This window comes from Enterococcus sp. AN402 (assembly GCF_040719405.1).
Lineage (GTDB): Bacteria > Bacillota > Bacilli > Lactobacillales > Enterococcaceae > Enterococcus > Enterococcus faecalis.
Genome location: NZ_JBFDTM010000004.1, coordinates 473,690 through 493,943 on the forward strand (window position 1 = coordinate 473,690; position 20,254 = coordinate 493,943).

The 20,254-nt window shown below is 38.8% G+C and carries 22 protein-coding genes; 21 read left to right on the top strand and 1 reads right to left on the bottom strand.

What is annotated here, in order from left to right; translation table 11 throughout:
* Positions 1-70 precede the first annotated feature (70 nt).
* From AB1I62_RS03660 to AB1I62_RS03745, 18 genes are all read left to right on the top strand, one after another.
* Positions 71-1,990: a transcription antiterminator gene (locus tag AB1I62_RS03660; RefSeq protein WP_002388793.1), complete on the top strand. Its 1,920-nt coding sequence runs from the start codon at positions 71-73 to the stop codon at positions 1,988-1,990.
* Complete coding sequence (locus tag AB1I62_RS03665; protein WP_161797703.1) at positions 1,956-2,279, top strand: PRD domain-containing protein; 324 nt, start codon at positions 1,956-1,958, stop codon at positions 2,277-2,279. The genes AB1I62_RS03660 and AB1I62_RS03665 overlap by 35 nt, the downstream gene beginning before the upstream one ends.
* Positions 2,280-2,293: 14 nt before the next feature.
* Positions 2,294-2,644 (top strand): glycine-rich SFCGS family protein, encoded by a 351-nt coding sequence (locus AB1I62_RS03670; RefSeq protein ID WP_104859279.1) that lies wholly within the window; start codon positions 2,294-2,296, stop codon positions 2,642-2,644.
* A gap of 36 nt (positions 2,645-2,680) precedes the next feature.
* Positions 2,681-3,037, top strand: coding sequence for a DUF4312 family protein (locus tag AB1I62_RS03675; protein ID WP_002355708.1), 357 nt, complete (start codon positions 2,681-2,683; stop codon positions 3,035-3,037).
* Positions 3,038-3,052: 15 nt separating this feature from the next.
* Positions 3,053-3,832 (top strand): DUF4311 domain-containing protein, encoded by a 780-nt coding sequence (locus AB1I62_RS03680; protein ID WP_002355709.1) that lies wholly within the window; start codon positions 3,053-3,055, stop codon positions 3,830-3,832.
* Between the two features lie 19 nt (positions 3,833-3,851).
* Positions 3,852-4,547: a DUF4310 family protein gene (locus AB1I62_RS03685; protein ID WP_002361314.1), complete on the top strand. Its 696-nt coding sequence runs from the start codon at positions 3,852-3,854 to the stop codon at positions 4,545-4,547.
* 138 nt (positions 4,548-4,685) lie between these two features.
* Positions 4,686-5,999 carry a PTS sugar transporter subunit IIC gene (locus AB1I62_RS03690; protein ID WP_002358780.1) on the top strand — a complete coding sequence of 438 codons (1,314 nt, stop codon included), beginning with the start codon at positions 4,686-4,688 and terminating at the stop codon, positions 5,997-5,999.
* Between the two features lie 25 nt (positions 6,000-6,024).
* Positions 6,025-6,324, top strand: coding sequence for a hypothetical protein (locus AB1I62_RS03695; protein ID WP_002363233.1), 300 nt, complete (start codon positions 6,025-6,027; stop codon positions 6,322-6,324).
* Positions 6,325-6,332: 8 nt separating this feature from the next.
* Positions 6,333-7,421, top strand: a complete 1,089-nt coding sequence (locus AB1I62_RS03700) for a MupG family TIM beta-alpha barrel fold protein (protein WP_104859281.1) — start codon at positions 6,333-6,335, stop codon at positions 7,419-7,421.
* Positions 7,422-7,429: 8 nt separating this feature from the next.
* A complete protein-coding gene (locus AB1I62_RS03705; protein ID WP_002373486.1) occupies positions 7,430-8,539 on the top strand; it encodes an amidohydrolase/deacetylase family metallohydrolase in 1,110 nt (369 codons plus the stop codon).
* On the top strand, positions 8,529-9,635 hold the full coding sequence (locus AB1I62_RS03710) for a DgaE family pyridoxal phosphate-dependent ammonia lyase (RefSeq protein WP_104859282.1): 1,107 nt from the start codon (positions 8,529-8,531) through the stop codon (positions 9,633-9,635). The genes AB1I62_RS03705 and AB1I62_RS03710 overlap by 11 nt, the downstream gene beginning before the upstream one ends.
* Before the next feature lie 3 nt (positions 9,636-9,638).
* Positions 9,639-10,382: a KDGP aldolase family protein gene (locus AB1I62_RS03715; protein WP_104859283.1), complete on the top strand. Its 744-nt coding sequence runs from the start codon at positions 9,639-9,641 to the stop codon at positions 10,380-10,382.
* A 9-nt stretch (positions 10,383-10,391) separates the two neighbouring features.
* Positions 10,392-11,402, top strand: coding sequence for a sugar kinase (locus AB1I62_RS03720; protein WP_048736967.1), 1,011 nt, complete (start codon positions 10,392-10,394; stop codon positions 11,400-11,402).
* Between the two features lie 93 nt (positions 11,403-11,495).
* On the top strand, positions 11,496-12,524 hold the full coding sequence (locus AB1I62_RS03725) for a hypothetical protein (RefSeq protein ID WP_002355719.1): 1,029 nt from the start codon (positions 11,496-11,498) through the stop codon (positions 12,522-12,524).
* Complete coding sequence (locus AB1I62_RS03730) at positions 12,521-12,967, top strand: YaiI/YqxD family protein (RefSeq protein WP_010775653.1); 447 nt, start codon at positions 12,521-12,523, stop codon at positions 12,965-12,967. The genes AB1I62_RS03725 and AB1I62_RS03730 overlap by 4 nt, the downstream gene beginning before the upstream one ends.
* Before the next feature lie 140 nt (positions 12,968-13,107).
* Positions 13,108-14,178: a D-alanine--D-alanine ligase gene (locus AB1I62_RS03735; RefSeq protein ID WP_002355721.1), complete on the top strand. Its 1,071-nt coding sequence runs from the start codon at positions 13,108-13,110 to the stop codon at positions 14,176-14,178.
* 78 nt (positions 14,179-14,256) lie between these two features.
* Entirely contained in the window at positions 14,257-15,630 is a 1,374-nt protein-coding gene (gene murF / locus AB1I62_RS03740) for a UDP-N-acetylmuramoyl-tripeptide--D-alanyl-D-alanine ligase (protein WP_367019062.1), read from the top strand.
* A gap of 302 nt (positions 15,631-15,932) precedes the next feature.
* Positions 15,933-17,480, top strand: coding sequence for a DEAD/DEAH box helicase (locus AB1I62_RS03745; protein ID WP_002355724.1), 1,548 nt, complete (start codon positions 15,933-15,935; stop codon positions 17,478-17,480).
* Positions 17,481-17,540: 60 nt separating this feature from the next.
* Here AB1I62_RS03745 and AB1I62_RS03750 read toward each other — a convergent pair whose 3' ends face one another.
* On the bottom strand, positions 17,541-17,807 hold the full coding sequence (locus tag AB1I62_RS03750) for a hypothetical protein (RefSeq protein WP_025189488.1): 267 nt from the start codon (positions 17,805-17,807) through the stop codon (positions 17,541-17,543).
* Between the two features lie 304 nt (positions 17,808-18,111).
* Here AB1I62_RS03750 and acpS point away from each other — a divergent pair, with 304 nt between their 5' ends.
* From acpS to AB1I62_RS03765, 3 genes are read left to right on the top strand one after another with little or no spacing between them, the layout of a single operon-like run.
* Entirely contained in the window at positions 18,112-18,465 is a 354-nt protein-coding gene (gene acpS / locus AB1I62_RS03755) for a holo-ACP synthase (protein ID WP_002355727.1), read from the top strand.
* Positions 18,466-18,494: 29 nt separating this feature from the next.
* Positions 18,495-19,610 carry an alanine racemase gene (gene alr, locus AB1I62_RS03760; protein ID WP_002355728.1) on the top strand — a complete coding sequence of 372 codons (1,116 nt, stop codon included), beginning with the start codon at positions 18,495-18,497 and terminating at the stop codon, positions 19,608-19,610.
* Positions 19,611-19,625: 15 nt separating this feature from the next.
* Positions 19,626-20,003, top strand: a complete 378-nt coding sequence (locus AB1I62_RS03765) for a type II toxin-antitoxin system PemK/MazF family toxin (protein ID WP_002355729.1) — start codon at positions 19,626-19,628, stop codon at positions 20,001-20,003.
* Positions 20,004-20,254 lie beyond the last annotated feature (251 nt).

The window sequence follows — 20,254 nt, forward strand, 5'->3', positions numbered from 1 at the left end:
TGTGTTGTGGAACAGATAAAATAACGCTATAGTTTTAAGTGTAAAGGGAAAAGAAAAGAGGTGACAAGGTATGACCGTGTTGTTGTCCAAAAGAGCGATAAATATTTTATTGATGCTTTTGGATTTGGAAGGGAGTATTACCACGCAAGAATTAGCTGAGAACTTTACTGTCAGCGTTCGAACAATTAAGTATGATTTAGAAGATATTCGTGCTTGGTTTGAACAGCACGATGAGACACTTTATTCAAAACGAAATAAGGGAATCTGGCTAGATTTACCTGACTCTAAACGCTTACTGTTAAAAAATGAAATTATCGATGTCGATCGATTTGAAACCTATCCTGATCAAAAAAGACGAGTCAATGTATTGATTTTTCAGTTATTGTCAGTCAAAGGGTACTTAACGGCACAGCAGCTAGCAGATGAATTATTAGTGAGTCGAAACACAATTGTCAGTGATTTGGAACAGGTCGAACGGTTGCTGCAAGCATATGATTTAACCTTAATTCGCCAAGCACGGCAAGGGTTTACAATTAGTGGTGAAGAAAGCAATGTACGATTACTGATGGAATTTATCACTCAAAAAGAGCTTACAGAATACGATATTTACCAAATTATGAACTATGTGACAAAGACAAAAGGGGCTGAAAAAATCCCTAAAATTAAATTTGGGTCAGGGACATTGTTTCAAGGTTGTTATCGTAGTGCATTGAAAAAAATGCGAAATTTAATTAATCCACTCGATCAAAATCAATTTGATTATGCCGAAATATTATCTATTACGTTGAGAGTGGCAATTGCCGCAGCACGTATGCAGATGGCACATACAATTGGGACTTACCGAGTGTTATCGCAAAAAACACGCTTTGAACAACGGAACGAAGTACCACTTTTACTTTTACAAGAGGTGTTTGAACGGTATGACTTGCCTTTATTAGCGGATGAATATTTTTATATTTATAGTGATTTATTCGGAACCCATCAACGGCAAGATATGGTTCAATTAACAAAGCAAGTGATTGAAAGCGTTTCAAAAGAGCTGAATTATCCTTTTGTAAATGATCGCCAATTATTTACGAACTTGTTTGCACACCTGTCCTTACGTTTTACAAAGAAACATTTATTTATTAATGAATACAATCCGTTTTCTGAAGAAATCAAAGGAAAACACCCAGCGTTATTTTTAGCTATTCAAAGTGCCTGTAAACAATTAATTCAACGTTCTGTTTTGCTAGTCAACGATTCTTTCTGCGCATATATTGCGTTGCATTTTTTGGCAGCTCAGGAACGACAACAGCAGGAAGCTAAAGTTGTTAGGATTGTGTATGTTTGCTCGACGGGCTTAGGTGTGACCAGTTTAATTGAACAAAAAATTTTAGAGGAAGTACCAAACGTTGAACTCGCAGGATTTGCTTCTGTTTTAAATGCAACTGAAGTGATTCAAGCAGAAAAGCCCGATTTGGTATTGAGTATTTTCCCAATTGAAGAAATGACATACCCATTTATTAAAGTTAGTCCATTGTTGACGGACACAGACTTAAGTTTGATTCGGGAAGAGGTCGATAAAATTTTATTAGGGAAACGTCAAGGGAAAGGTACCGCTCGCTCCACGAAATCTGATGTAATTGAAAAAAATGAACGGATACAAAGCCAAGATTTGTTAGTAAAAGCGTATATTATTTATGAAGAGTTAAAACGAATGTTTCAAACAAAGTTACTGAGCGAATATCAAGAAGCCTTTTTACTGCACGTTTTATTAATGACACATCGGATTACGTTTAATAAACAATACGAAGAGATTCCTTGTAATAGAGAAGTATCTCATGAAAGGCAAGAAGAAATTCGGCAAATTGAATGTTTATTTGCTAAAAATGAGTTACCTGTCAATCATGCTGAAATTTCAGCATTACTTAATTATTTAGAACAACCAAAGGAGGAAGAGGATGGAACTAGCAATGGAAGCACAGGAGATCATTCAACAAAGTGCTGAACCAGAAAAGCTACAATCGATTATCAAACAAACCAGTGCGCGATTAGCAGAAGCACAAATTGAACCAACGGAATTACAGTGGACGATTTTGATTAACCATCTCAATGAGATGCTGAATCGTTCAAGAGAAGGAACGACATTATCTGGTGTTGATCGGACGTTATTTACGGAACTAACACCAGAAACGTTGAAAATTGCACAAGAAACAACAGAAGCAATTGGTCAGTTATCAGAAGATGAATGGTATGTTTTAGCTGTTCATTTTGAAGTTGCTAAACAAAACAATTAATAGGAGGAAAAGTTATGATTACAGTAGTTATCGCAGATCGTTTAGGAAAAGGACAAAATGTTGCAAAAGGAGTGGAGCAAGCCGGTGGTCGCGCGGTTGTTGTTCCAGGAATGGGCGCTGATATGCGTTTAGGAGATGTGATGCAACAAGAAAAGGCTGATTTAGGCATTTCTTTCTGTGGCAGTGGTGGTGCAGGAGCGTTAACGGCTGCTACCAAATACGGGTATCCCGAAAGACATGGCATGCGATCAATCGAAGAAGGGGTAACAGCAATTAACGATGGGAAAACTGTTCTTGGATTTGGTTTTATGGATCAGGAAGAACTTGGTAAACGAGTAACTGAAGCATTTATTAAGAAACACTGAGCATAGAAAGTAGTAACTTAGAAAGGAGCGGTAATTATGGATGCCACAAAACGGTCAACACAAACCGTGATTGTTTCTGGAAAAGGTAATAAGAAGAATGAAGCTTTTGCAAGTGCATTGAATGATGTTTCAAAAAAAGTATTGAAAGAAACAACAGAGGTCCTCATCCGGATTGAACCGAAAGAAGTAACTATTCGTCAGGCAAAAGAACAAGTTTATACAGAAAAATTTCTGTTCTTCTTCTTTCCTAGAAAGAGAGTGATTTATCATGTCGAACTAGCTGTAGAAGTGGAAATCCAAGCCATTGCAGTCGAAGAAGTTGATTTTTTAACAGAAACAATTAAAGAACCGAACGCAGTAGTAGTTCCGTTTCTTTCAAAAAGAGGCGTATAAAGGGAGGAAGAAGGAATGGAATTTGTAATCATTTTGCTGAAGTCATTGCTTATTGGTGGTTTACTAGGTTTTGCAGCTGGCGCAGGCGCTGCTCGGATGTTTCATGCACCACAAACACAAGGTTTAGGGGCATTTAGAACATTAGGGGAAATGAACGCGGCACAAGGAGATCCAGCATCACACTTTTCTTTTGGTTTAGGTTTTTTCTTTAATGCTTGGGCTTCGGCCGTCGGAGCAGGGGCCTTTACACAAGATGTGACCCACCGGATTGTGCCTAACTGGGCTGCAGCGATTTTATTGGTAAAGGATAAAGATGTCACTAAAACGATGCATAATCCCAAAAAAATGGGGATTGTCGGGGCCTTTGTAGGAATGGCGACTGTGGCTTTCTTAAATAGTACAGCTGCAGCAATTCCAGAATCGCTACAAGTAACAGCAGTTGCGGTGTTGGTACCTGCAGCAACGATTTTAATCAATACTGTGATGCCCGTTTTATTCTGGCTAGCGGCTTTAGATGCAGGAAAACGGACAGGTTTCTGGGGAACATTATTTGGCGGATTATCTCAATTAGTCATGGGCAATGCTGTCCCAGGAGTTGTATTAGGGATCTTAATCGGTAAAGGTGTCGATGATTTAGGGTGGACCCGAATGACACGCGGCATGCTTGGTGCCATTATCTTATTATTTATTTTAAGTGGCTTCTTCCGAGGGTTCGACTTAGAAATGATCGAAAGTTTCCGCTTGTCTATTCCTCAATGGTTAAATAATTTACACAATGTCTTCACCGTTAAATAGAAAAAAGGAGGTCTCATAGATGGAACAGCAAGAAAAAAATGAATGGGCACAACAAGAACAAGAAATTCAAGAAGGTTTAAAAGGCAAAAGTTTTTGGTATGCTGATTGGGGCTTTCCGATTTTAGTCGGGATTATGTCAGCGGCAATTTTTGCAGGAACACATATGTATGTAGTTTATGGTGTGGGCGCCTTTAATGAAGTTTCAATTGTTGCGATGCTAAAAGCTGGTTTAGATGGTGGTTCTTATGGCGCTGCCGCAGCATTCGGTGCAAGTTTCCTGTTTGCACGAATTTTAGAAGGTTCTTTAGTCGGGATTTTAGATTTAGGTGGCTCAATTTTAACGGGGATCGGGATTGGCGTACCTGCAATTTTCCTCAGCATGGGTATTAAAGCACCTGTAGAAAACTTTGGCTTAGCCCTTTTAACGGGTGCGCTACTAGGGTTAGCAGTTGGTGGCGTAATTGTGTTGATTCGGAAATTTACTATCAATCAAGGAAATTCCACTTTTGGTGCGGATGTGATGATGGGTGCTGGTAATGCCTCAGGACGTTTCTTAGGCCCGTTAATTATTTTGAGTGCGGCGGGTGCTTCGATTCCTATTGGGATTGGTGCCACATTAGGAGCTTTAGGTTTTTACATTTGGAAAAAACCAATCGCTGGGGGCGCAATTTTAGGCGCAATGATTTTTGGTGCAATATTCCCGGTTTCTTTATAATCAGAAAAAGCCTTTTGTTTTGCACTTTCTCTGTCATAAATAAGAATAAGCGTTTACATTATAATGTTACTATGTTACTATGTTATTATAAATGCGAAATAATTATTATTTTTATTAGTTGAACGGAGGAATTAACAAATGAATGGTTTTGTACAGTGGATGGAAGTTAAGTTAATGCCGATTGCGAATAAATTTGGTTCGCAACGCCATATGACAGCGATTAGAAAAGGATTAATTGCAACGATGCCTTTAACAATTGTAGGCTCATTCTTTACAATTTTTCAAAATATTCCAATTGAGGCATACACAAAATTGATTGAACCTTATCAAGCAATTTTAGACATTCCTTCCCGCTATACGATGGGATTACTTGCACTTTATGCAACATTTGGGATTGCTTCATCATTGGCCAAAAGTTATAAGCTTGACTCTTTGACGTGTGGAATTTTAGCATTAATGGCCTTTTTAGTAACAGCAGCACCACCAACACGTGTCTTTGAAGATGTTGACAACGTCATTACAGCAGGGCGCTATATTAATTTAGCAAATTTAGGTTCAGCTTCTTTATTTGGTGCGATTGTAACAGCGCTGTTATCTGTTGAAATTTATCGCTTCTTTATCGAAAAAGATATTATGATTAAGATGCCAGATGGCGTACCGCCTGAAGTGTCAAATTCATTTATTGCGTTAATTCCAGGAGCAGTTATTCTTTTATTATTCTGGGTTATTCGCCACGTAATTGGTTTTGATTTGAATGGTTTCTTGAGTACGTTATTAATGCCACTTAAAGGTATCCTTGCTGGTAACAGTTTATTTGGCGGCTTACTAACAGTCTTCTTAATCTGTTTCTTCTGGGTTTTAGGGATTCATGGTCCAGCGATTATGGGCCCAGTTATTCGTCCTTTCTGGGATATGTCGATTGCAGAAAACCTTGAAGCTTTTACCAATGGCGCAAACGTTCATCAGTTACCTAATATTTTTACAGAACAGTTTTTACAATGGTTTATCTGGATTGGTGGCGCTGGAACTACGCTTTCTTTAGTTGTTTTAATGATGTTTTCTAAATCAACGTATCTGAAAAGTCTTGGCCGTTTATCGTTCTTACCAGGCTTGTTTAATATTAATGAACCAGTTATTTTCGGAACGCCTATCGTAATGAATCCTATTTTAGGTATTCCGTTTATCGTGGCACCGTTAATTACCACAACGTTATCTTATTTCTTAACAGTCGCTAATATAATTCCGATGATGGCTGCACGTTTAGCGTTTGCAATTCCAGCACCAATTGCTGCTTGGATGAGTACCAATTGGAGTTTCTCGGCCGCAGTATTAGTGATTGTTAACTTCTTAATTACAATGGCTATCTACTATCCATTTTTCAAAGTTTATGAAAAACAACAATTGGATAAAGAAGCAGAAGAATTAGCAGCTGAACAAGCAGCAAAAAATTAAAAAATGTTAGGGCGGGTGTTCTGATATGAATATCCTGCCCCTTCTAAGTCAGAGAAGAAAGTCAGGAGCGTATAAGATGATTATTTGGTTCATTTTCTTTTTTATCGTTAGTCAAATTATTATAGAAAAAGGGCAGTTGCCTACTGTTGTTTATCAATTTGGTTTGGTAAAGACGTTGGTTTTTACGGCAGTTTGTATTACTCTTTCCATGATAATTGGCGGATTTCTAAATCAACCAGTATTGCTCGTTGGCTCTACAACAATCCTGTGTAGCTCGGTGATTGCTTGGAAATTTCGAAATAAATTTGAAAATAGCGGAGTGTGAGAACGAAGATGAAAAGAGCATTAGGTGTATCAGTTTATCCAGATCATAGTGATATCAATCAAGATAAAGCGTATTTAAAAAAAGCCAGCGAATGTGGGTTTACTCGAATTTTTATGAGTATGTTAGAAGTGACCGATGGCAAAGAAGCGGTTCAGAAAAAATTTAAAGAATTAATTAGTTATGCGAAAAATTTAGGATTTGAAACAATTTTAGATGTCGTTCCAAGTATCTTTGATGAATTGGAAATTTCATATGATGATTTGACTTTTTTCAGCGAATTAGGAGCTGATGGGATTCGGTTGGATACAGGTTTTGATGGAAATAAAGAAGCCATGTTGACGTTTAATCCATTCGGCGTGGCTATTGAGCTGAATATGAGTAATGATGTTGCTTATCTTGATAACATTTTAACGTACGAAGCGAATCGACCTTTCTTATATGGTTGTCATAACTTTTATCCACAAGCGGGAACTGCATTGCCGTATGATTTCTTTGAAAAATGTAGCATCCGTTTTAAAAAGGAAGGTATTCGGACAGCTGCTTTTATTTCATCACAGGTAGGTGAAATTGGTCCTTGGGATGTGAATGATGGGCTACCTACTTTAGAAATGCATAGACAGTTGTCAGTCACTGTTCAAGCTAAACATTTATTTGCAACAAATTTAATTGATGATGTTGTTATTGGAAATGCTTATGCTTCCAACGAAGAATTAGAAGCATTGGGTCAGTTGAATCGTTATCAAACAGAATTGACCATTGTTTTTGCAGAAGCGACTTCTGAAATTGAAAAAGAAATCGTAACAAAAAATCAACATTTTCGCCGTGGAGATATCACTCAGCAGATGATTCGTTCCACAGAAGTGCGTAAAAAATATAAAAATGAAGCTAATCCCCCACATGATAATCAAGCAATGCTACAACCTGGAGATGTTGTTGTGGGAAATGATGCATTTGGAAAATACAAAAATGAATTACAAGTCGTTTTAGAGCCACATCAAGACTCACGCAAAAACCGAGTAGGGCGTATTATAGAAGAAGAACTTGTATTATTAGAATTCATTAAGCCTTGGACAAAATTTAGATTTATAGAAAAGTAGGGAAGAATATGGACTACGATTTACTTATAAAAAATGGACAGACAGTAGATGGTATGCCTGTTGAAATTGCAATTAAAGAGAAAAAAATAGCTGCTGTTGCAGCAACTATTTCAGGTTCTGCAAAAGAAACTATCCACTTAGAACCAGGTACTTATGTATCCGCAGGCTGGATAGATGATCACGTTCATTGTTTTGAAAAAATGGCTCTTTATTATGATTATCCAGATGAAATTGGGGTCAAAAAGGGTGTTACGACAGTGATTGATGCTGGGACAACAGGTGCTGAAAACATTCATGAATTTTATGACTTAGCGCAACAAGCAAAAACAAATGTTTTTGGATTAGTCAATATTTCTAAATGGGGCATCGTTGCTCAGGACGAACTCGCAGATTTAAGTAAAGTACAAGCGAGTTTAGTCAAAAAAGCGATTCAAGAATTACCAGATTTTGTTGTAGGGATTAAAGCCCGTATGAGTAGGACCGTTATTGGCGATAACGGCATTACGCCTTTAGAATTGGCCAAACAGATTCAGCAAGAGAACCAAGAAATTCCCTTAATGGTTCACATTGGATCAGCACCGCCTCATTTAGATGAAATTTTAGCCTTGATGGAAAAAGGGGATGTCCTAACCCATTGTTTTAATGGGAAAGAAAATGGTATCTTAGACCAAGCAACGGATAAAATAAAAGACTTCGCTTGGCAAGCGTACAACAAAGGGGTCGTATTTGATATCGGGCATGGTACGGATAGTTTCAATTTTCACGTAGCTGAAACAGCGTTGCGCGAGGGAATGAAAGCTGCATCAATTAGCACAGATATCTACATTCGTAACCGAGAAAATGGTCCTGTTTATGATTTAGCCACAACGATGGAAAAACTCCGTGTAGTCGGCTATGATTGGCCAGAAATTATTGAAAAGGTAACCAAGGCTCCTGCTGAGAATTTCCATTTAGCTCAAAAAGGCACGTTGGAAATAGGTAAAGATGCTGATTTAACGATTTTCACGATTCAAGCAGAAGAAAAAACATTGACTGATTCTAATGGATTGACACGAGTAGCCAAAGAGCAAATTCGCCCAATCAAAACAATTATTGGAGGACAAATCTATGACAATTAGTTACGAAAAATTCCACTTAAAAGAAGTCATTAATGCTTCTGGCAAAATGACCATTCTAGGTGTCTCCAAAGTTTCGGAGGCAGTCCTCGCGGCTCAACGATTCGGTGGTGAACATTTCTTTGAAATGAGTGAACTTAGTGTACAAACAGGGGCCTTTTTAGCCAACTTGTTGAAGGCAGAAGATGCACAAATCGTTTCCTCGGCTTCGGCGGGGATTGCCCAATCGGTGGCTGCCTTGATTGGAAAAGGCAGCTTGTACCACGCGTATCATCCTTATACAGAAAAAATCGAACAGCGGGAGATTGTTTTACCTAAAGGGCACAACGTGGACTACGGCACGCCTGTAGAAGTTATGGTAGCGCAAGGCGGCGGCCAAGTGGTGGAAGCTGGCTACGCCAACATGTGCAGTCCAGAACACGTGGAAATGATGATTTCTGAAAAAACAGCGGCCATTCTATACATCAAAAGCCACCATACCGTGCAAAAAAGTATGCTGACGGTGGCCGAAGCGGCCAAAGTGGCGCAACGCCACAAGGTGCCGCTAATTGTTGACGCGGCAGCAGAAGAAGATCTTTTCAAATACACTGAAGCAGGCGCTGATTTGGTGATTTACAGCGGCGCCAAAGCAATTGAAGGGCCAAGTGCCGGTTTAGTGGTCGGGAAAAAAGAATACATTGACTGGGTGCGCCTACAAGGCAAAGGCATTGGTCGAGCAATGAAAATTGGCAAAGACAATATCTTGGGCTTTACGCAAGCAGTGGAAGAATACTTGGCACATGGCAGTGAATCAGGGGCTTCGATGCAAGAGCGCTTAAAACCGTTTGTTGAAGCCATCAACAACTTGTCAGATTTAACCGCCAAAATTGTCCAAGATGGCGCTGGCCGAGACATTTATCGCGCCAGTGTCAAAGTGGACGGCAGAAAAAACGCTAAGGAAGTCATCCAAGCGTTAAAAGCAGAAAGTCCAGCCATTTATACGCGTGAATATCAAGCCAACAATGGCATCATTGAATTTGACATTCGTTCTGTCAATCAAGAAGAAATGAACAAAATCGTGCAACGATTACAAGAAATTATGGACACAAAGGAGAAATAAGCCATGTCATTAAAACCTAATTATTTAGAAGAACGCATTTGTTTAAACGTCTTAGCCAATTCAGTAGAAAATGCCCAAGCCTGTTATGAAGCAGCAGAAGGGCATGTTGTGTTAGGCGTTCTTTCAAAAAACTATGAAACCGATGAAGCAGCCATTGACGATATGAAAAAATACCAAGCAGCAACCAACAACGCTTTATCTGTCGGCTTAGGGGCTGGCGATCCTAATCAAAGTCAAATGGTGGCTCGCTTATCAGAAGTTCTACAACCGCAACACGTGAACCAAGTCTTCACAGGTGTCGGCGCTTCGCGGGCCTTACTTGGTCAAGACGAAACAGTGATTAATGGCTTGGTTTCACCCACAGGCAAAGTTGGCTATGTCAACATAGCGACAGGTCCGTTAAGCTCTGGTGCGCCAGCGGCGGAAGTGCCTATCGAAACCGCCATCAAATTGTTGAAAGACATGGGAGGCAGTTCCATTAAATATTTCCCGATGAAAGGCTTGGCTCACAAAGAAGAATACCAAGCAGTAGCAGCAGCTTGTGCCAAGTATGACTTTTATTTAGAGCCAACAGGGGGCATTGATTTAGAAAACTTTGAAGAAATTGTTCAAATTGCGGTGGATGCCGGCGTTAAAAAAATCATTCCTCATGTCTACAGCTCAATTATCGATCAAGAAACAGGGGACACTAGAACAGAAGACGTGAAAACGTTACTAACCATGATGAAAAACACATTGAATAAGTAGGTGGCAAAGATGAAAATTGCTGCGTTTGGTGAAGTCATGCTTCGTTTCACTCCGCCAGAGTATCTAATGTTAGAACAAACAGAGCAGTTAAGAATGAACTTTGTAGGGACTGGCGTAAATCTCTTAGCAAATTTGGCTCATTTTCAACTAGAAACAGCATTGATTACGAAATTACCTGCCAATCGTCTTGGTGAAGCTGGCAAAGCAGCGTTAAGGAAGTTAGGAATTTCAGATCAATGGGTAGGAGAAAAGGGCGATCATATTGGTAGTTTTTTTGCAGAAATGGGTTATGGAATCCGCCCCACACAAGTAACTTATCAAAATCGCCATCAGAGTGCTTTTGGCATCAGCGAGGCGAAGGACTACGATTTTGAGGCCTTTTTAGCGGAAGTAGATATGGTGCATATTTGTGGTATTTCGTTAAGTTTAACTGAAAAAACTCGTGATGCTGCTTTGATACTTGCGCAAAAGGCGCATGCCTGTCAAAAGAAAGTTTGTTTTGACTTTAATTATCGACCTAGTTTGAATACAGCAAATAGCGCACTCTTTATGCGTCAACAGTACGAACGCATTTTACCTTATTGTGATATTGTTTTTGGCAGTCGTCGTGATTTGGTCGAGCTATTAGGTTTCATTCCGCGAGAAGATTTAGAAGGTGAGGCACAAGAAACTGAACTGATTCAGCGCTTCATGTCTCAATACAATTTGGAATGGTTTGCTGGGACAACGAGAAGTCATTCCCAAAATCAAAACTACTTAAGTGGGTATTTATATACCCAAAATGAGTACCAACGGAGTGAAAAAAGACCGCTTCTTAATCTTGATCGAATTGGTGCTGGTGATGCTTATGCGGCGGGGATTTTATATGGCTATAGCCAAAATTGGTCGTTAGAAAAGGCAGTTATCTTTGCCACAGTCAATGGGGTCCTTGCACATACGATTCAAGGAGATATTCCTTTGACAACGGTCAAACAAGTGAATCACGTTCTTGAGCATCCGAATCTTGATTTAATTCGTTAAAGAAGAAAACCAGAAGAAAAGTCGTGTGTGGCTTTTCTTCTGGTCTTTTTTTCATTATAATTAAAAGAAACAGATTGCAAAGGAGGCAGCAGGATGAGTGTTGCACATCTTTTAACAGTTTTAGAAAATGATGAATTTATTGAACGGATTCAAAAACGACCAGAAGCGTTCATTGGAACGACTGGCTTAGTCGGCTTAGAGAATTTACTTGTTCAGACAATTAACGGTTTATTAGAGTTTTTCATTGAAAAGAATCAAGGGAAAATTGCTATACAGTTATCGCGTCAACAAATCTCTTTTCAGGTATCTTCCACACGACCGCTTGTTTTTGAACAAAAGCAAGTCGATTTAGAACCACCTTTTCTGTATTTATCTGTTTTACAAGCCTTCTCAAAACAAGTAGGAATCAGTATCGATCAAGAAAAACAGCGGACTATTTTTATTTATCATCAAGGGCAATTGAAAAAACGATTATTATTACCTATTGAAGAAACCCAGGAACGAATTGAAGTCTTGTTTTGGCCAGATACGCAAATTTTTGGTACAGAATCACTTTCTTATATGCGTGTTTTACAACAATGTCAACAGATTGCCATGTTGAATCCAGGCTTAAAAATTCTCTTAACACAAGAAGAGGAACAAAAAAATCTTTGTTATTACCCTAAAGGTTTAAGTAATTATTTATTTGAAAAAGATAATCCATTAACTAGAAAAGCTGCACCGATTATTCAAGCCAAGCAAACAGAATTGGCCCTTGTTCAATTTATTTTGAGTAAAAATCATGCACCGCAAGTGCAAAAAACATTTGTTAATGGGCATTATCCCAGTCTTGGTGGAACCCACTATGAGGGTTTTCTTGATGGCGTAGTGGCCGCCTTTAATCAATTTTTAGAGGAACAACATTACTCATTATCTGTGACAGCAGATAGTTTTTTAGCAGAATTTGATTTTGTTTTAGCCATTACGATACCAAAGCCCCGCTACACTGATGCAACGAAAACCATTTTAAGAAATACAGAGTTATATGAAGTGGTTAAAGAAGTCGTTTTTGACGAATTACAACACTACTTTCAACGTCATCCCAAATGGTTAGAGCAAGGAAGAAGCGAGGGAAATGAATGAAAATTTTTGTCGATGGCGATGGTTCACCTGTGAAAGAGACGGTTATTGAAGTCGCTGTAGAGAAAGCTTTGGATGTGGTGATTGTTACTAGTGTAGATCATTATTCCTTAAAAGATTATCCAGAAAATGTCTCTTTTGTGTATGTTGATAAAGGAGCGGATGCTGCTGATTTTAAAATTGTGCAGTTAATAAAAAAAGGAGATCTTTTAATTACACAAGATTATGGCTTAGCTTCCTTGGTTTTGCCAAAAGGAGTGTCGGTTTTACATCAACTGGGTTATCAATATACGAAAGAAAATATTGATGGCTTGTTAGAACAACGCTATTTTAGTGGCCAAATTCGGCGAAAAGGTGGCCGAACGAAAGGACCTAAACCTTTTACAGACAAAGATAGAACAACGTTTAAACAAGCCCTTATTGAGCTGGTGGAACGGAGTCTTTAGCAAGGAAAAGGCAAGCAAAGAATTTTGCCTTCACTAAATTTGCTTCTATTATGAAACTGGGTTTTATGCTAAAATAAGTAAGGATAATTTGAAAAATAATTTTTTCTAAAAGACAGGAAAGAAACTAGGAGGACAAGCATTTGAAGATTATTTTGTTGTATGGCGGCAGAAGTGAAGAGCACGATGTGTCTGTTTTGTCTGCATATTCCGTTTTAAATGCAATCTATTATAAATATTATCAAGTACAGTTAGTCTTTATTAGTAAAGACGGTCAATGGGTAAAAGGCCCTCTCTTATCTGAACGACCACAAAATAAAGAAGTTTTACATTTAACTTGGGCACAAACACCTGAAGAAACAGGCGAATTTTCAGGAAAACGAATCAGTCCTTCGGAAATTTATGAAGAAGAAGCGATTGTTTTCCCTGTTTTACATGGGCCAAATGGCGAAGATGGAACAATTCAAGGATTCATGGAAACCATTAATATGCCTTATGTGGGCGCAGGTGTCTTAGCTAGTGCTAACGCAATGGACAAAATCATGACGAAATATCTTTTACAAACTGTTGGCATTCCACAAGTACCATTCGTGCCAGTTTTAAGAAGTGACTGGAAAGGAAATCCAAAAGAAGTCTTTGAAAAATGTGAAGGTTCTTTAATCTATCCGGTCTTTGTTAAACCTGCCAATATGGGTTCTAGTGTCGGAATTAGCAAAGCGGAAAATCGTGAAGAATTGCAAGAAGCATTGGAAGAAGCTTTCCGTTATGATGCCCGAGCAATTGTTGAACAAGGGATTGAAGCACGTGAAATTGAAGTAGCCATTTTAGGAAATGAAGATGTCCGTACGACTTTACCTGGTGAAGTGGTGAAAGATGTCGCTTTCTATGATTATGATGCAAAATACATCAATAACACGATTGAAATGCAAATCCCAGCGCATGTTCCAGAAGAAGTAGCCCATCAAGCGCAAGAATACGCTAAAAAAGCGTATATTATGTTAGATGGAAGTGGCTTAAGTCGCTGTGATTTCTTCTTAACAAGCAAAAACGAATTATTCCTGAATGAATTGAACACCATGCCTGGTTTTACTGACTTTAGTATGTACCCTTTACTATGGGAAAATATGGGCTTGAAATACAGTGATTTAATTGAGGAATTGATTCAGTTAGCTTTGAATCGTTTTAAACAACGCCAAGAATTTTATAATAACTAAGAAGAAAAAATCACACAAGACTGGGACATGACAAGACTTTGGCATGTCCCAGTCCCTGTGTCAGAGGAGCAAAACATAATGAAATTAACCTTCTGGGAAGTAGCGCAAGCGGTTGAAGCCAGTAATGATTGGCAACAATGGCCTGATTTTCCTTTAACAGGCATTGAATTTGATAGTCGTAAAATTGTGAAAGGAAACCTCTTTGTTCCTTTACAAGGTGAAAATGATGGTCATCGTTTTATTGAGAGTGCCATGGCTAATGGCTGTCAGGCCGCTTTTTGGGGACAGGATTTAGACGATGCACCGCAACAATTGCCTGTTTTGCATGTTACTGATCCACTGGCTGCTATGCAAAAATTAGCTACCTATTATTTAAATAAAATGCAACCGAATGTCATCGCTGTGACTGGCAGTAATGGAAAAACCACCACTAAAGATTTAATTGCTGCTGTGTTATCTGAAAAGTTTGTGACTTACAAAACGCAAGGCAATTACAATAATCAAATTGGCTTACCCTATACTATTTTACACATGCCTGATGAAACAGAAAAACTGATTTTAGAAATGGGCATGGATCATGCTCAGGAAATTTCTTTCCTTTCCAATCTGGCTCAGCCAGAAGTTGCCGCCATCACAATGATTGGCGAAGCTCATGTGGAAAATTTTGGCTCACGAGCAGGCATTGCACAAGCAAAAATGGAAATCGTAGATGGTTTAGCCAAAGACGGTAGTTTATTTGTGCCAAGCGATGAACCTTTGCTAGAACCATTGGTGGAAAAAGTCACGCAACAAGTGATTACTTTTGGTTTTAGCCAGGAAAGTCAACTTCAAGGAATCGTCACAAATGAAGCCAAAGAGCAAACCTCATTCAAAATCAGTGATACACAAATGACGTTTACGATTCCAGTGCCAGGAACCTATAATGTCACCAATGCATTAATCGCAATTGGCATTGGTCGGTATTTCCAATTAACGGATAGTGAGATTCAAAAAGGGTTGGCTACAGCGGAACTAACAAAGAATCGGACAGAATGGCTGAAAGCAGCGAATGGTGCCGAAATTTTAAGTGATGTGTACAATGCCAATCCGACAGCTATGGGTCTTGTTCTAGACAGTTTTAGCAAAATGTCCAAAGTAGGAAAACGAATTGCTGTTTTAGGAGACATGCTGGAATTAGGTCCTGATTCTGCTGCCATGCATCAAGCAATGGCGCAGCATTTAGCCCCAGATGCGATTGAAGAAGTCTTTTTATATGGTTCTGAAATGGCTTATTTAGCTGATAAATTGCAAGAAACCTATGCACCAGCTAACATTCATTCTTTTAAAAAAGAAGAAAAAAATGAGTTGATTGAAGCTGTCAAAAAAGTCTTACAACCAGAAGATATGGTGGTTTTAAAGGGAAGTAACGGGATGGAACTTCGTGAAGTCATCGATGCACTTTTAGAAAAGTAAATAAGTTTCATAAAACTTGCTGAAAATAGGATTCTATGATAGAATGACCTATTGCCGGAAGATGACGAGAAAAATTGAATCGTAGTAAATAAAATAGATCTATTTCTATGTTTAATAATAAATGTGAAGCTGAACGACCACGTTTGGCTTTTCTAATGCCATAAGGTGAATTTTTCGGTGAAATCAGGAAAGAAGAAATAGTTGGCACACTATAATGGATTTCTTTTTAACAACTGAAAGTGAAGACACCTGAAACTAGGAAGAAATCGTTCTTTCCGAAACAAAATCTAGGAGGATATCATTTGAAATTTAAAGAACTTGGTTTAGCGCCAGAATTATTATCAGCGGTAGAACGCGCAGGCTTCGAGGAAGCAACCCCTATTCAATCAGAAACAATTCCGTTAGCGTTAGCAGGAAAAGACGTAATCGGACAAGCACAAACAGGAACAGGGAAAACCGCTGCTTTTGGCTTACCAATGCTTAACAAAATTGACGCAGACAACCGCGTTATTCAAGGATTAGTCATTGCACCAACCCGTGAGTTGGCTATCCAAACACAAGAAGAGTTATTCCGTTTAGGCCGCGATAAAAAGATTCGCGTCCAAGCCGTTTACGGTGGGGCTGATATCGGTCGCCAAATCCGTGGACTAAAAGATCGTCCACATATCGTTGTAGGTACACCAGGACGTTTACTAGACCATATTAACCGTCGTACCTTGAAATTAGAAACTGTTGAAACATTAGTTTTAGACGAAGCAGATGAAATGTTAAACATGGGCTTCTTGGAAGACATTGAAAAAATCATCTCACAAGTGCCAGAACAACGTCAAACACTTCTATTTTCAGCAACTATGCCGCCAGCAATCAAGAATATTGGCGTGAAATTCATGAAACAACCAGAACATGTGAAGATTAAAGCCAAAGAAATGACGGCTGATTTAATTGATCAATATTATGTACGTTCAAAAGACTTTGAAAAATTTGACATTATGACACGTTTACTAGACGTGCAAACCCCAGAATTGACCATTGTCTTTGGTCGGACAAAACGCCGTGTTGATGAACTTGCCCGCGGGTTAGAAGCGCGTGGTTACAAAGCAGAAGGCATCCATGGCGACCTATCACAACAAAAACGGATGAGCGTTTTACGTTCATTCAAAAATGGTAACTTAGATATCTTAGTGGCAACAGATGTAGCAGCACGTGGGTTAGATATTTCAGGTGTCACTCATGTCTATAACTACGATATTCCACAAGATCCAGAAAGTTATGTTCACCGTATTGGTCGGACAGGTCGTGCTGGTAAAGGCGGTATGTCTGTGACGTTTGTAACACCAAACGAAATGGGTTACTTACATGTCATCGAAAACCTAACGAAAAAACGGATGACACCATTACGTCCACCAACCGAAAAAGAAGCATTTAAAGGACAATTAAGTGCAGCTGTTGAAACCATCGAAAGTGATCTAGAAGAAAATGGTTTAGACAAATATCTAGAATCTGCTGAAGCGTTATTAGAAAAATATTCAGCGACAGACTTAGCTGCGTTATTATTAAAAACAGTAGCGAAAGATCCAGCAGATGCGGTTCCTGTAAAAATTACCCCAGAACGTCCATTGCCTTCAAATAAAAAAGGCTTTAACAAAAATGGCCGTGGTGGTGGCGGTGGGAACAACCGTAATCGCAACCGTGGTGGCAATGGTAAAGGTGGCAGCTATCGTGGCAACAAAAACCATAAAGATGGCGACCGTAATTACAAAAATAGCGACCGCAAAAATAAAGATCAACGTGGCGGTAAACGTCATAACGATAAAAAACGTGGTTTCGTCATTCGCGAAAACGCTAAATAATCAAAAGAGCGAGTGTTCCGTCTATGAACGGAATACTCGCTCTTTTTTGGTAGATAATCGTTAAATAGAAAAACTCAAAAAAAGTAAAAAAGGCATCAAAATGATATAAAAAAAGAAAAACGCCAAAATTATCCAAGTTTTCAACGGGGAAGTTAGATTGAAGAGTTTCAGTTTTTGTTGTAGCAAATGAATGGTTACGATCCAAACCAGTTGCAAGAGAAAAAATAGGCTGGGATTTTTAAAGAAGATTGGAAATATGTAGAGCAACAAAGTAAAAATAAACAGGGCGCAACGAAGCAACTTTTTTTGCCGAGAAGTTAAAGTCATACATTTTTCTCCTTTTTCTTTTTATTCTCCCATAAGTAGCCAAAATTTGCTATAAAATATCAGAACATCCGCTTAGTTTCCTGATTTTTTTCCGATACTTCTTAGTTGTTGTCTTACTTTTATAAAAATTCAGAAAAATTTTATAAAAATGTAAATAGGAAGAAAACGTATGGTACTTCAATTTGTGTGAGGATCTTGTAAAACATTATTTATTTTTTTAGCGAATCAGTGGAAAAATTTTGAAATTTTGTTAAAATGAAAGGTAATTCGGAGTAACTATATTAAATAGGAAGTAAGGCGGAAAATGATAAAGGGAATTGGTATTGACGCAGTAGAATTAAGTCGGATAAAACCGATTGTTGAAAAACAAGGATCGTTTATTCAACGGGTTTTAACACCTAACGAATTGACCCTTTTTGAAAAGTTATCTACAAAACGTCAAATAGAATTTTTAGCTGGTCGTTTTGCTTGTAAAGAAGCGTTCTCTAAAGCATGGGGCACAGGGATTGGTAAAGTTGGTTTACAAGATATTGAGGTGCTGACTGAAAAAACAGGTGCACCATACGTAGCAAACTCGCCCCATAATGGTAAAGTGTTTGTCTCGATTACGCACACAGATACTATGGCGATTGCACAAATTGTTTTAGAAAGCGAATAATAGAAGCAACGAAGAAAGAAGGATGTACAATGGTCGTTGGATGGCATCGTCCTACACGGTTACATATCGATACGCAAGCAATTACTGAAAATGTCCAAAAGGAATGTCAACGTTTGCCAGAAGGAACTGCTTTATTTGCGGTTGTGAAAGCGAACGGCTATGGGCATGGCGCCGTAGAATCCGCTAAAGCGGCGAAAAAAGGTGGCGCGACAGGTTTTTGTGTCGCCTTATTGGATGAAGCAATTGAATTGAGAGAAGCAGGTGTTCAGGACCCCATTTTAATTTTGAGTGTGGTAGACTTAGCTTATGTGCCTTTGTTGATTCAATATGATTTGTCTGTAACGGTAGCTACACAAGAATGGTTAGAAGCTGCTCTTCAACAACTAACGCCTGAGAGTAACACGCCATTACGTGTTCACTTAAAAGTCGATACTGGCATGGGACGGATTGGCTTTTTAACCCCGGAAGAGACTAAGCAAGCAGTGCGGTTTGTTCAATCCCACAAAGAATTTTTATGGGAAGGGATTTTTACTCATTTTTCAACTGCTGATGAAATCGATACAAGCTATTTTGAAAAACAAGCAGGGCGTTTTAAGGCTGTTCTAGCAGTTTTAGAAGAGTTACCTCGGTATGTCCATGTTAGCAATAGTGCGACAGCGTTATGGCATCCTGATGTGCCAGGAAACATGATTCGCTATGGGGTAGCCATGTATGGATTGAACCCTTCAGGTAATAAGCTTGCCCCAAGCTATGCGTTAAAGCCGGCCTTACGGTTGACCAGTGAACTCATCCATGTAAAACGCTTAGCGGCTGGCGAAGGAATTGGCTATGGCGAAACCTACGTAACTGAAGCTGAAGAATGGATTGGGACAGTGCCAATCGGCTATGCAGATGGCTGGTTGCGTCATCTCCAAGGATTTACAGTACTCGTGAATGGTAAGCGTTGCGAAATCGTCGGACGAGTGTGTATGGATCAATGTATGATTCGTTTAGCAGAAGAAGTTCCTGTCGGCTCAGTCGTTACATTAGTTGGAAAAGATGGCAATGAAGAAAATACGTTACAAATGGTAGCCGAAAAATTAGAAACCATTCATTATGAAGTTGCATGTACTTTCTCACAAAGAATCCCCAGAGAATATAACTAGATAGGAGGTTCCACTATGGTCAAACGCGGAGATATTTATTTTGCAGACCTTTCCCCAGTAGTGGGCTCGGAACAAGGCGGCGTCAGACCTGTCCTTGTTGTCCAAAATAACTTAGGTAATCATTTTAGCCCAACGATTATCGTTGCGGCGATCACAGCCAAAATGGCAAAGCCAAAATTGCCAACACATATCGGGATTAATTCTGATGAAACAGGCATTGAAAAAGATTCAGTGATTCTTTTAGAGCAGATTCGAACAATCGATAAGGGTCGCTTGAAAGAAAAAGTTTGTCATTTGAGACTTGATATTATGGAAGAAGTTGATCGTGCCTTAGGCATCAGTGTTGGACTTAGTAGCGATTCAGCCCCAGCAAAAGCAAATTCAGCTACATAAAGAACGATAGCTACTATGAAATCAACAAAGACGAATTGGATTTTTTTAAAAGCGACTGATCTAGTTCGGTTCGCTAAACATAGTTTGAGTAAAAGCGAGAGAGATGGCCAAGTGGCATCTCTCTTTTTTTGTTTTATATTTTAAAAATTAAAATATAAATATAAAATATGAAATTTTATCATTGTATTTTAAATAAAGTTGTTGGCAAGGCTCAAACGGAATGTTACAATCAATACTATATAGAGTTTTTA